This window comes from Pigmentiphaga sp. CHJ604, assembly GCF_036972535.1.
Lineage (GTDB): Bacteria > Pseudomonadota > Gammaproteobacteria > Burkholderiales > Burkholderiaceae_B > Pigmentiphaga > Pigmentiphaga daeguensis.
This window is the reverse complement of the sequence record NZ_CP136998.1, coordinates 804,626-817,163: the sequence shown is the minus strand read 5'-3', so window position 1 is coordinate 817,163 and position 12,538 is coordinate 804,626. Positions and strand designations below refer to the sequence as shown.

Below are 12,538 nucleotides of genomic sequence, written 5' to 3'. Positions count from 1 at the left end.
CATGAACGCCGCGGCGTCCCTGTTCCAGGCCGACCGGCTGACGCTGGGACTGGCCCTGCCCTGGGTCGACGCCGCCGAACATGCCGGCCGGCGCGAAGTCGATTTCCACCATCAACTGGAACTGGCGGCCCAGGCCGAATCGGCGGGTTTCGCCGCGCTGTGGGTGCGCGACGTGCCGCTGAACCATCCCGGTTATCCCGAAGCCATCGGCCATCTCGATCCGTGGACATGGCTGGGCGCGCTGGCCGCGCGCACCCGGCGCATCGGCCTCGTGACGGGTGCCGTCGTGCTGACGCTGCGCCATCCGCTGCACGTCGCCAAGGGCGCCGTCTCGATCGCCTCGCTGGCGCCGGGACGCTTCGTGCTGGGACTGGGATCGGGCGACCGGCCGCCCGAATACCTGGCGTTCGGCCGTGATGCCGCCACCCGGCGCGAGGATTTCCGCGCGCGCTGGGAACAACTGTCGGCCGCGCTGGGGACCCCGCCGCGCGTCGTGCCCGACGTGCAGGACGATCCGCCCGTGGCCTTCAGCCTGCGGCCGCTCCCCGCCACGCCCGTGCCCATGCTGGCCGTCGGTTCGGCCGGCCAGAGCCTGGACTGGATCGCCCGCCACGCGGTGGGCTGGACCACCTACCACCGTCCGCCGGAAGTACAGCGCGGCCGCCACGGGATGTGGCGCCAGGCGGTGGAACGCGCCGCGCCGGGCCAGTTCCGTGCCTTCGGCGTCGCCATGCGCGTGGAACTGCTGGACCGCCCCGAAGCCCCGGCCGAAGCCATCGAACTGGGCTATCGCACCGGCGCACGGGCGCTGGCCGGCATCCTGGCGCGCATGCGCGAAGCCGGCACCCACCATGTCAGCCTGAACCTGCCCGCAGGCGCCCGGCCGCTGCCGGATGTCATCGCCGAGCTGGCCCCGCTGAACGCCGAGCTGTCCTGAACGGCCTTCAGGACAGGCCCGTCACCGGCAATGCCGCGCCGTGGACGGCGCGGGCCGCCGGCGAAGCCAGGAAGCGGATCACTTCGGCCAGGTCGGCCGGCGCCACCCAGCGCGCGGGATCGGCATCCGGCATGTCGCGCCGGTTCTCGGGCGTATCGATGATGGTGGGCATGACGCAATTGACGTTGATGCCCCGCTCGCGCAACTCCGCGGCCATGGACTCGGTCAGCCGCATGACCGCGCTTTTCGAGGCGCAATAGGCGCCCATGCCGGCCGTGCCGCGCAAGGCGGCATGGGCGGCGACGTTGACGATCCGGCCTTCACCCCGTGCCACCATGCCGGGCACGACGGCGCGCGCGGTATGGACGATGCTGCGGGCGTTCAGGTCCAGCAGGAAATCCCAGGTGGCGTCGCGGGTCTCGTGCACGGCCTCGCCCATGCGGAAACCGCCGGCGATGTTGCACAGCACGTCGATCGCGCCGAAGCGGTCCCGCGCGCGGTCCGCCGCATCCGCGACCTGCCCGGCATCCAGCAGATCCACCGGCGCGATCAGGCACGAGGCCGCGCCCAGCCCCGCCGGCGGTTGCGCCTCGCGGCGGTCCAGCAGCACCAGGTTGGCGCCCTCGGCGGCAAAGGCGGCGGCAACGGCGCCGCCCAACGTTCCAGCCGCGCCGGTGACCATGACCGTGCGCCGCCCCGTATGTGTCGATGCCATGTCAGTTCCCTTCCGCCCGCGCGGCATGGTAAGCGCCCGTACCCCGGGTCATGATGTCGTCCCCCGGCAGCAGGATGCCCGGCTCCAGTTCGGATTGCTGGCGTACGCGCTCGTAGACGGGCGCGAAATCGACCCGCGCGAGCTCCAGCAGTTCTTCCAGGTCGTGCAGCACGAAATAGGTTTCCTGGAAATCGTCGATGCGATAGCGCGTCCGCATCACGCGCTCCAGTTCGAAGCGGACCCGGTTGGGCGAGGGGTCTGCCAGCGCGAACAGGCTTTCCGCGTACGACGAGATGATGCCCGAGCCGTAGATGCGCAACCCCTCGGTCTGCTGCACCAGGCCGAACTCCACGGTGTACCAGTACACGCGCGCCAGGTTGGGCAGCACACCCATGCGCTGGGCACGCAGCCCGCCTTCGCCGTAGGCCTGCACGAAATCCGCCAGGATGGGGTTCATCAGCATGGGCACGTGGCCGAAGACGTCGTGGAAGACATCGGGCTCTTCCAGGTAGTCGAGCTGGTCGGCGCGGCGGATGAACTGCCCGGCGGGAAAACGCCGGTTGGCCAGGTGCTCGAAGAACACGTCGTCGGGCACCAGGCCGGGCACGGCCACCACCTGCCAGCCGGTGCGCCGCGACAGCACGTCGCTCAGGCGGCGGAAATCGGGAATCTGGTCCGCGCCTATGGGCAGGTCGCGCATGCCCTCCTCGAACTCGCGGCAGGCGCGGCCCGGCACCAGCCTGGACTGCCGCTCGAACAGGAACCTCCAGACGGCGTGCTCTTCCTGGGTGTAGCGCTCCCAGCCCTGGTCTATGGTCCAGTCCGCCCGCTCCGGCCGGCCCGCGTCGCCGGCGGCAAGACCGTGCTTGGGCGCGGTCGATGGGTGCTTCATCCTGGCCTCTTATCCGGAATGGGCGCGCGCAGCCTCGTCGGCGTGGCGCGCCAGGTCGATGTCGCGCTGTGTCAGGCCGTTCGCGTCATGGGTGGTCAGCGTGACGTCCACCCGGTTGTAGACGTTGGACCACTCGGGATGGTGATCGTTCTTTTCCGCATACAGGGCGATGCGCGTCATGAACGCGAAGGCCTGGCTGAAATCCTGGAACTGGAACCGGCGCCGGATGGCGCCCCGCTGCGCGTCCAGCTGCCACTCGGGCAGCTTCGCCATCGCCTGCTCGATGTCCTGCGCACTCAACTTCTGCATGGCCTGCTCCTTGCGCCGGGAGATCGCACCGCAGCCGCGCCCCGGCTGTCGCGCGGCCTGCGCTCCCCGACAAATCTTATTCCGTTGCCTGGAAACCGGAAACCCGCATCCGGTCGCGCCACTGGCCACGTTCGCGCTCCAGCCTGGACCCGAGCCCGGCGGTGGGCTGAGCCGGCAGGGCGTAGCCGAGGTCGGCGATCGCCTTGCGATAGGCGGGGCTGGCCAGCACCGCATCGGCCCGCGCCTGCCACTGCGCCAGCCGGTCGGCCGGCGTTCCCGCCTTGGCGAAAAGGCCGAACCAATCCACCGCCTCGAGCTGCGGCAGGCCGGCTTCGCGCGCGGTCGGCACGCCCGGCAGCTTGGCATTGCGCTGCGGCGAGGTGATCAACACGGCGCGCAGCTTGCCCTGGGCCTGGTAGGGAACGAGCAGTTGCTCGGTGGTGATCAGCGCCGCGACCTGCCCGCCCAGCACGTCGGTGACGGCATTGGCGCCTCCGCGGTAGGGCACGTGCGTCAACGGCGTGCCGCCCTGCCTGGCCAGCTCCGCGCCCAGGAAGTGCTGCGGCGTCCCCAGGCCGGGCGTCGCGTAGTTGGCCTGGTCGGCATGGCCCTTGGCCCAGGCCATGAACGCCGCCAGCGTGGCGCCCTGCGCGGCGGGCCCCAGCGCCACGCCGAAGCCGTATTCGGCCAATGCGGACACCGGCGCGAAATCCCGGACTGCGTCGTAGTGGGCGGACTTCAGCACCATGGGCGTCAGCAGCAGCGAACTGGCCGGCATCACCATCAGCGTCTGGCCGTCGGCGGGGGCGGCCTGCACCGCATCGATGGCCAGCTTGCCGGTCGCGCCGGCGCGGTTCTCCACCACCACGGGAAAGCCGGCGACCTGCCGCAGGTGCTCGGCGAACACGCGCGCCACGGCATCGGGCGCCCCGCCGGCCGGATAGCCCACCAGCAACCGCGCGCCGGCCTGCTGTGCCTGGGCCATGCCGGCCACGGCGGCCAGCGCGGCCGCGATCAGTCCGCGTAGGACCCTGGGGTACTTCATGTCTTGTCTCCTGCCGGTTTTGTGATGATGCGGCGCCGGGCGCCGCGATGGAATCCGCTCCTCACGCCAAGACCGGCGTGTATCCCCCTATGCCCGTCCCGGCCCGGATCGCCGCGTCGCCGCCATGGCGCCGGATCAATTCGGCCTGTCGCGCCTTGGCGCGGCGATCGACCTCGTCGGGGTCGCAGAACCCGGCCAGCCGCTCGCGCCAGGCATGCACGCGGCCCGGCGACTTCGCGGCGATGTCGTGCAGTTCGTCCGGATCGTCGTCCAGGTCGAACAACTGGGGAGGATGGTCGCAATAGTGGACGTACTTGGTATGGACGTCGCGCAGCATGAAGACGGCCGCGCGCGAACCCACGGTATGGTATTCGGACAGCACCGCGCGGTCGGCGGGCAGCTCCCGCAGCAGCGAACGCGCCGATGGCGACACGCGTCCGGCATCGGCGGGTACGCCCACCGCGTCCAGCACGGTATCGTAGACATCGGTCTGGCCGACGGGCGTGCGCTCGACCCGTCCGGCCTCGATGCCGGCACCGGATAGGATCATCGGTATGCCCACCGACTCGGCATACATGGTGCTCTTGCCCCAGAGGCCCCGCGCCCCCACGTTGTCGCCATGGTCGCTCAGGTACATGATGCGCGTCGCGTCGTCCAGCCCGCACTCCTTCAGCGTGCGCACCAGCGTGCCCACCTTGGCATCCAGGAAGCTGACCAGGCCGTAGTAGCCGGCCAGCGCCCGCCTGACATCCGATTCGTCGCGGAAATGGACGTTGTAGCCGGTCTCGCGCGCATACTGGCGGATGAAGGGATGGGCCGCCTCGTCGATGCCGAACCGATAGGCCTTGGGCAGGCGCAGGGGCTGCGCGGCATAGCGGTCGAAGAAGGGCGCCGGCACCGTCAGCGGAAAATGCGGCGCGACCAGCGATACCATCAGTACCCAGGGCTTGTCCGGGGCGGGCGTCGCCGCCTTGCGACGCAACCATCGGACCGCCGTGTCGCAGATGCGGTCGTCGTAGCGGTTGTAGTCCGACTCGCCCGCACGCGCCGAGGCCAGCATGTTCGCGCCGTCGCCCAGCGAGGCGGGCGGATCGCGCAGCAGCATCTTGACCTCGCCCCGGCCGCCATGGATGTGCATGGGCAGCAGGCTTTCGGAAAAACCGTAGTCCTCGCCCGGGGCGCCGCGATAGTGCAGCTTGCCTATGGACACCACTTCATGCCCGTGCTCGCGCAGCACGTGGTGCCAGCTGGGCACGGCACCGTCGTAGGCATCGACATTGTCCCAGTAGCCGGCCTCGTGCACCGCCCGCCCGGTGGCGAGCGCGGCACGGGTCGGCACACAGATGGGGCTGGCGCATACCGCGTTGGCGAAACGCGTACCCGACGCCGCCAGCGCATCCAGGTGCGGAGTCGACACCTCGCCATGGCCGGCGCAGCCCATGACGCCGGGGCTGTGTTCGTCCGACAGGATGATCAGGAGATTGGAAGCCATGAAACGGATCGTTGAACGCTGCGGAAGAGACGATGCGCGCTTTTTGTTGTGTTGTCAATGATGTTTTGACAACCAATTGGCGGCCGGCACGCTCTTCTGTCAACATGGCGCCTGTCCGTTCCACTTTCGTCCCGGCCGATGCCCATGACCGCCCCCTCCCGATCCTCGTCCCGCCGGCGCGGAACCGCGCCGGTCGATTTCGACCTGACCTCGCTGCTGGGCTTCGTCATCTTCCGGCTGTCATCCAGCCTGGGCGGCCTGGCCGAACGGGATGCGCAGGAAGTGGCCGGCCTCACGCTGCCCGAATACCGCTGCCTGGTGGTCCTGGCCACGCGCGGCGACATGGGCGTCACGCCCCTGTGCCAGATCATGCACATCGACAAGGCCTGGGTCAGCCGCACGCTGGCCAAGCTGGCTCAGGCGGGACTGGTGGGCTCCATCCCCGATCCCGCCGACGCGCGCCGCACCATCTTCAGCGTGACGCCGCGGGGCCGGCAGACCGGCCAGGCGCTGATCGCCCGGGCCATGGACAGGCAGGCCAGGATGCTGGAAGGATTCGACAGGGAAGAGGTGGAACGCTTGCTGGAACTGCTGCGCCGGATGCAGGAGAACGCCGATCGCGCGAAGGGCCGGTAGCCGCCCGGCTCAGGCCTCGCCAGCTGGCGTTCCGCAGTCCACGCATTTCATCGGTCCCCTGCGAGGCGGGAAGATGACGCTGCTCCAGCACAGCGTCACCAGTGCCAGCGCCACCTGCGGCCAGTTCACGTCGCGCGCGAACCGCGTGCCGCCGCAGGCCTCGCATCGCGCGGCGACGGGCTGGTCGAACACTTCCTGCTGATACTCCCCGCTGTTGCGGCGCGCCAGCACCGCCTGCGCGCGCGGCAGCGACAAGGCGGGAACCTGCACCTGCACACCGCCCAGGGCCAGCGAGAAAGGCCAGTTGGCCCATACCTGGTGCTCGTTCTGCAGCAGCACCGGGATGCCCTCGCTTTCCAGCAGCCCACGGGTGATGTGGGCGTCCCAAGGGTTGGTATGGACTTCCAGGGTGACGAACTCCGCCATTGCACGCCCCTCCCGTCGCCGCGCGGCGTCCCGCCAGGAATCGCCACGCCCCGTCTCGACCACGCGACTAGACCCGCTCGAAGATTCCCGCGGCGCCCATGCCCGTGCCCACGCACATCGTGACCATGCCGTACTTCAGGTTCCTGCGCCGCAGCGCATGCACCACGGTAGAGGCACGGATCGCGCCGGTCGCCCCCAGCGGGTGGCCAAGCGCGATCGCGCCCCCCATCGGATTGACCCTGGCCGGGTCCAGGCCCAGGTCGCGGATCACCGCCAGCGACTGCGCGGCGAACGCCTCATTGAGTTCGATCCAGTCGATATCGGACAGCGACAGGCCGGCCTGCCGCAGCGCGGCGGGCACGGCCTCCTTGGGGCCGATGCCCATGATCTCCGGCGGCACGCCCCGCACCGTGGCGGTCACGAAACGCGCCAGCGGCACGAGGTTGAATTCCTTGAGCGCCCTCTCGGACACCAGCACCAGCGCGCCCGCGCCGTCCGAGGTCTGGGAACTGTTGCCGGCGGTCACGCTGCCCTTGGCCGCGAACACCGGCCGCAACCTGGCCAGCGCCTCGGCGCTGGTGTCGGCACGCGGCCCTTCGTCCAGCGACATCGTGCGCTTGCGCACCGCCACCTTCTCCGCCTCCAGGTCGGGGAAGTGCGTCACCACCTCGATGGGAGCGATCTCGTCCTTGAACTCGCCCGCCTGCTGGGCGGCCAGCGCCTTCTGGTGCGAGGCCAGCGCGAACGCATCCTGGTCTTCCCGCGACACCTTCCACTGGGCGGCCACCTTCTCGGCGGTCAGGCCCATGCCGTAGGCGATGCCGATATTCTCGTCGCCCTCGAACACCCGCGGATTCAGCGACGGGTTGATGCCCATCATCGGCACCATGCTCATCGATTCGGTGCCGCCCGCGATCATCACGTCGGCCTCGCCCACGCGGATCCGGTCGGCGGCCATCGCCACCGCGGTCAGCCCCGACGCGCAGAAACGGTTCACCGTGACCGCGCCCACGCTTTGCGGCAGGCCGGCCAGCAGGGTGGAAATCCTGGCCACGTTCATCCCCTGCGCGCCCTCGGGCATCGCGCAGCCGATGATGGCATCCTGGATACGCCCCGGATCCAGCCCCGGCACCTGCGCCAGCGCCGCGCGCAGCACATGGATCAACAAATCATCCGGCCGCACCGTCCGCAACGCTCCCCGCGGCGCCTTCCCGATCGGCGTGCGCGACGCGGCAACGACATACGCATCCTGAACCTGACGTGACATCCCCATCTCCTTCAATTCGTCCGTGACGCCACGAGGCGCCCCTGTTGTTCCACCGCTCAAACCCCACTTCGTCACCACCTGCACTGAAGGAACGCCAAGAACGCAGTTCCTCGCCAGCCGGTTGGTACCCCAGGATGCGGCGGATCCGGCTCCGCCGGTCCGCGCGCATCGCCCCCTGGGGGGCGCGCGTCAGCGCGTAGGGGGGGCCACATCAATTCCTTATAGGTTTGCCGGTCTGCATCATGCCCATCAGGCGCTCCTGGGTCTTGGGTTCGCCCAGCAGCGACATGAACGTCTTGCGCTCCAGCGCCATGATCCACTGTTCGTCCACCAGCGACCCCGCCTCGATCTCACCGCCGCACAGGATCTCGGCAATCGCATGGCCCAGGCGGTAGTCGTAGTCTGAGATGAAGCCGCCGTCGCGCATGTTCACCAGTTGCGCGCTCAGCATGGCGATGCCTTCGCTGCCGGCGGCCGCGAACGGCTCCTTCCATGGCGCGCGCCAGCCCGTGTCGTGCAGGGCCTGCGCCTCGCGGATGGCCGCGTACAGCACCTCGTGCACGTTGAAGACGATGGGGTCGTCGTCCAGCAGGTAGCCCATGCGCCGGGCCTCGACCGCGGACTTGGAGACCTGCGCGGTGGCGGCCTGGAAGGCGTACTTCTTCAGGAAGGCCATCAGCGGCATGTCCGGCGCCAGCGCCCGCTCCTGCGCCGCGCGCCGGGCCAGGTAGGTCAGGCCGCCGCCGCCCGGGATCAGGCCCACGCCCACCTCGACCAGGCCGAGATAGGTCTCGAAATGCGCCACGCGGCGCGCGCAATACACCGACAGCTCGCAGCCGCCGCCCAGCGCCATGCCCGCCAGCGCGGCCACCGTGGGCACCTGGGCGTAGCGCAGCCGCAGCATCAACTGCTGCAGGCGTTCCTCCTCGGGCGCGACGGCCTGCACGCCGCCGCTCATGAACAGCGGCACGATGGCCTGCAGGTCGGCGCCGGCCGAGAACGGCTCGCCCGGATTCCAGACCACGAGCCCGCGGTAGTCCTGCTCGGCCAGGTCGACGGCCCGCAGCAGCCCCAGCGTCACGGCGGGGCTGATGGTGTGCATCTTGGTCTTGAACGAGGCGATCAGCACATCGTCCAGGCCGGCGCGGTCCAGGGTCCACAGGCGGATCGCCTCGTCCTCGAAGACGGTCTTGCCGGCGGCCAGCGGCACGATGCCCTCTCCTGCCAGCGGCGCGCGGAAGATCTGGCGCGCATAGACCGGCAGGCTGGAGCGCGGCTCGAACCTGCCCGCGGCCGGGTTCCACGACCCTTCCGGCGTATGGACGCCGCCGCGCTCGGCCACCGGGCCGCTGGTCACCCAGGCCGGCAGCGGCGCGCTGGACAGCGTCTTGCCTGCCGCGATGTCGGCCTGCACCCATTGCGCGACCTGCAGCCAGCCGGCCTGCTGCCACAGCTCGAACGGGCCCACGCCATGGCCGAATCCCCAGCGCATGGCGAAGTCCACGTCGCGCGCGGTGCCGGCGATGTCGGCCAGGTGCACGGCGATGTACTGGAAGGTATCGCGCAGGATGGCCCACAGGAACTGGGCCTGCGGATGCTCGCTGTCGCGCAGCGCCTGCAGGCGCTGCCCGGCGTCCTTGTTCTTCAGGATGCGGGCGACGGCATCGTCGGCCTTGCCGTCGGCCGGCACGTACTCGCCCTTGGCCGGATCCAGCCTGAGGATGGCCTTGCCCTGCTTGCGGAAGAACCCCGCGCCGGTCTTCTGCCCCAGCGCGCCCTGCTTGATCAGCCCGGCCAGCACCGGCGGCGTGCCGTAGTGCGCGGCGAACGGATCATCGGGCAGGTAGTCTTCCATGGTCTTGATGACGTGCGCCAGCGTGTCCAGCCCGACCACGTCGCCGGTGCGGAAAGTGCCGGACTTGGCCCGGCCCAGCTTGGCGCCGGTCAGGTCGTCCACGACGTCGTAGGTCAGCCCGAAGCGCTCGGCCTCGATCATCGCGGACAGCAATCCGAACACGCCCACGCGGTTGCCGATGAAATTGGGCGTGTCCTTGGCCCGTACCACGCCCTTGCCCAGCACCGTGGTCAGGAAAGCCTCCAGATGGTCCAGGATGGCGGGTTCGGTATGCGCGGTGGGAATCAGTTCCACCAGGTGCATGTAGCGTGGCGGATTGAAGAAGTGCACGCCGCAGAAGCGCGGCAGCAGCCCGGGGGCCATGCCCTTGGACAGTTCGGTGATCGACAGGCCCGAGGTATTGGTGGCGAAGATGGCCCGCGGACCGATCGCCGAGGCGACCTTCGCATACAAATCATGCTTCCAGTCCATGCGTTCGGCGATCGCCTCGATCACCAGATCGCATTCCTTGAGCCTGGCCAGGTCGTCTTCGTAATTGGCGGGCTCGATCAGCGATGCCAGTTCCGGCACCGCCAGCGGAGCGGGGCTGAGCTTGCGCAGGTTGTCGATGGCCTTCTGCACGATGCCGTTCTTGGGGCCTTCCTTGGCGGGCAGGTCGAACAGCACCACCGGCACCTTGGCATTGACGCAGTGCGCGGCGATCTGGGCGCCCATGACTCCGGCACCCAGCACTGCGACTTTGCGGACGAGGAAATTCGACATGGTCTTCCTGGCGATAAACGGGCCGGAGCGGCCGGCCCAATCTAGGGCATGCGCGACAGCCGCCGCGCACGGGCGATTCGGGACTAAAGACACGCGCAGCCGCCACGCCTCATCGCAGCAACTGCCTACTCGCATAGTCTACCTCTTGAAGGGAGCGGCACTGGCGGGCCGGATGGAAAGCCCGCCCCGCGCGGCCGATGGCCGCGCCCTGGGACTAGACCCGGGAGGCGCGCGTCAGCGCGTAGAGAGGGTCCACACGTCCTTATGGGACTTGGTGCTATAGAGGCCAGGTTCCAGCTTGCGCAGTTGCGGCAGGCCGTTCGTCCCCTTGGGCTGCGCCGCGATGTATTCCAGGAACACGTCGGCATCCAGCACGCCCACGTCGAGCCGCCGCGCGGCCGGCACGGCCGCCAGGGTGGCGTAGCCATCGCCGCCGTTGGCGTTGAAGCTCAGCACGAACAGCTTGTAGGTGCGGGTGGCGTTGCCCAGGTCCAGCAATCCCCAGTTCCCCGTGGCACTGTCGCGCAGCTCGATGTTGCTGACCCGGCTGCCCTTGGGCTGGGTGGCATCCACGTCCCAGCGCAGCCCGCCGGTGTAGGGATAGGGCCCCGTGGCGCCGGTGCCGCCATAGGTGGCCTCGATGCCGTCCTCCAGCAGGTTCTTGATCTCCGTCGCGGTCACCTCCAGGCGATACAGCTGGTTGCCGAAAGGCACGACCTCGATGGCGCGGCCCGCGGTGATGTCGCCCTGCAGGGGCACCCGCACGCCACCGCCGCTTTGCAGCGTCAGGTCGGCACCGCCATAGGCCTTCTGCGCAATTTCCAGGAAGGCCTGCGCCACGATCTGCTGGATGTCGCCGCCGCGCCGGGTCACGTCGCCCAGCGCGTTGCAGGCCGCGCTCGACCGGCCGTAGTCGTTCCAGCCGGCCGTCTGCGTGGGCGAGCCGCCCGGCACGCGGCGCGAGCACAGTTCGTCGGGCGCCTGTGCCACGACCGTCTTGTTGAACGCATCCACCTGCAGCTTGAACGGCTGCAGCAGCTGCGCCGCCGCGGCGTCCGGCGCCACCACTTTCAGGAAACCGCTGGCCTGCACGTCGGCCAGGATCGCGGCCCGGTCCGGCGCACCCGCCGCCGCGCCGCCAATGGCGAAATCGTCGCCGATCAGCACATGCGGCGTGCCTTCGCACTTGCTGATCTCGCCCCTGGCGTCGAACTCCACCTTCAGCTCGCCCACCACCCGGCTGTATTCCCAGGCCTGGACCAGGCACACGGGCTTGCCCTGCTTGTCGGTCATCCGCGTGGGATAGGCGCCACCGGGCGTCGCACCCAGCGCGTACGTGCCCGCCATCGCGTCGGGGCCGAGCAATGTATGCGAGTCCCCGCCCACCAGCACGTCCACGCCATCGAGCCTGGCGATGATCTGCTTGTCGTACCCGTAGCCGGTGTGGCTGAGCAGGATGATCTTGTCGATGCCCTGCTTGCGCAGCGCGTCGATCTCGCGCTGCGCCGCCACCGCCTCGTCCTCGAACACCGTACCCTTGTCCGGGCTCGAGGACGCCTGGGTCTTGGCCGCGATCGTCAGTCCGATGATGCCGATCTTCTGGCCGTCGCGCACCACGACCGTCGACGGCGATACCGCGCCCGCCGCGCGCGAGGGATGCAGCGCCGAGGACGCGGCGAAGCTGACGTTCGCGCTCAGCACGGGCGTCCTGCAACTGCCGGCGTGCAGCAGGTCGATGAAATGCTTCAGGCCGCTGTCGCCCTTGTCGAACTCGTGGTTGCCGAGCGCGAAGGCGTCGAAGCAGACCGTGTTCATCAGGGCGGCATCGGGCTCGCCCATCTCGCCCGCCCGGTTGAAATACAGCGTGCCGGTCAGCGCGTCGCCCGCGTGCAGCTTGAGCACGTGGGTCGACTTCGCCGCCAGCTGGTCGATCGCCGCCTTCACCCGGGGAAAGCCTCCGGCCGATACCGCGACGGCCTTGCGTGATCCGTCGGCCACCTTCAGTTGCAGCGTGGCCGAGGTGGCATCCAGGTGGGAATGATGGTCGTTGACGTGCAGGATGGTCAGGGCCAGGGGCCGCCCCTGCGGCTCCGGATTGACGGGAATGAGATCGTCATCGCCCGAGGACAGGCATCCTGCCGCCAGCAATACCGCGGCGAGCCCCACACCGCCGCTCACGAGTCTTTTCATGGTTTTCATCCG

At 69.5% G+C, this 12,538-nt stretch carries 11 protein-coding genes; 2 read left to right on the top strand and 9 right to left on the bottom strand.

Annotated features, from left to right (window positions below; genetic code table 11):
• Position 1 precedes the first annotated feature (1 nt).
• Positions 2-937 carry a TIGR03571 family LLM class oxidoreductase gene (locus R4823_RS04070; protein WP_087837584.1) on the top strand — a complete coding sequence of 312 codons (936 nt, stop codon included), beginning with the start codon at positions 2-4 and terminating at the stop codon, positions 935-937.
• 7 nt (positions 938-944) lie between these two features.
• On the opposite strand, the gene R4823_RS04065 is transcribed toward R4823_RS04070, so the two are convergent.
• The 5 genes from R4823_RS04065 to R4823_RS04045 form a co-directional block, all read right to left on the bottom strand.
• The gene (locus R4823_RS04065) at positions 945-1,652 is read right to left on the bottom strand and encodes an SDR family NAD(P)-dependent oxidoreductase (RefSeq protein ID WP_338617568.1); all 708 of its coding nucleotides are present in this window, start codon (positions 1,650-1,652) and stop codon (positions 945-947) included.
• A 1-nt stretch (position 1,653) separates the two neighbouring features.
• The gene (gene phhA / locus R4823_RS04060; protein WP_087837582.1) at positions 1,654-2,544 is read right to left on the bottom strand and encodes a phenylalanine 4-monooxygenase; all 891 of its coding nucleotides are present in this window, start codon (positions 2,542-2,544) and stop codon (positions 1,654-1,656) included.
• Between the two features lie 9 nt (positions 2,545-2,553).
• Complete coding sequence (locus tag R4823_RS04055; RefSeq protein ID WP_254914562.1) at positions 2,554-2,877, bottom strand: 4a-hydroxytetrahydrobiopterin dehydratase; 324 nt, start codon at positions 2,875-2,877, stop codon at positions 2,554-2,556.
• Between the two features lie 52 nt (positions 2,878-2,929).
• The gene (locus tag R4823_RS04050; protein ID WP_087837580.1) at positions 2,930-3,898 is read right to left on the bottom strand and encodes a tripartite tricarboxylate transporter substrate-binding protein; all 969 of its coding nucleotides are present in this window, start codon (positions 3,896-3,898) and stop codon (positions 2,930-2,932) included.
• A 61-nt stretch (positions 3,899-3,959) separates the two neighbouring features.
• Entirely contained in the window at positions 3,960-5,390 is a 1,431-nt protein-coding gene (locus tag R4823_RS04045) for a sulfatase-like hydrolase/transferase (protein ID WP_279818129.1), read from the bottom strand.
• Between the two features lie 144 nt (positions 5,391-5,534).
• Here R4823_RS04045 and R4823_RS04040 point away from each other — a divergent pair, with 144 nt between their 5' ends.
• Positions 5,535-6,026: a MarR family transcriptional regulator gene (locus tag R4823_RS04040; RefSeq protein WP_165963020.1), complete on the top strand. Its 492-nt coding sequence runs from the start codon at positions 5,535-5,537 to the stop codon at positions 6,024-6,026.
• A gap of 9 nt (positions 6,027-6,035) precedes the next feature.
• On the opposite strand, the gene R4823_RS04035 is transcribed toward R4823_RS04040, so the two are convergent.
• From R4823_RS04035 to R4823_RS04020, 4 genes are all read right to left on the bottom strand, one after another.
• The gene (locus tag R4823_RS04035; RefSeq protein ID WP_087837577.1) at positions 6,036-6,452 is read right to left on the bottom strand and encodes a DUF2007 domain-containing protein; all 417 of its coding nucleotides are present in this window, start codon (positions 6,450-6,452) and stop codon (positions 6,036-6,038) included.
• A gap of 67 nt (positions 6,453-6,519) precedes the next feature.
• Positions 6,520-7,719 carry an acetyl-CoA C-acyltransferase gene (locus R4823_RS04030; protein WP_338617565.1) on the bottom strand — a complete coding sequence of 400 codons (1,200 nt, stop codon included), beginning with the start codon at positions 7,717-7,719 and terminating at the stop codon, positions 6,520-6,522.
• 211 nt (positions 7,720-7,930) lie between these two features.
• On the bottom strand, positions 7,931-10,336 hold the full coding sequence (locus R4823_RS04025) for a 3-hydroxyacyl-CoA dehydrogenase/enoyl-CoA hydratase family protein (protein WP_338617563.1): 2,406 nt from the start codon (positions 10,334-10,336) through the stop codon (positions 7,931-7,933).
• Positions 10,337-10,570: 234 nt separating this feature from the next.
• Entirely contained in the window at positions 10,571-12,535 is a 1,965-nt protein-coding gene (locus R4823_RS04020; protein WP_338617562.1) for a 5'-nucleotidase C-terminal domain-containing protein, read from the bottom strand.
• Positions 12,536-12,538 lie beyond the last annotated feature (3 nt).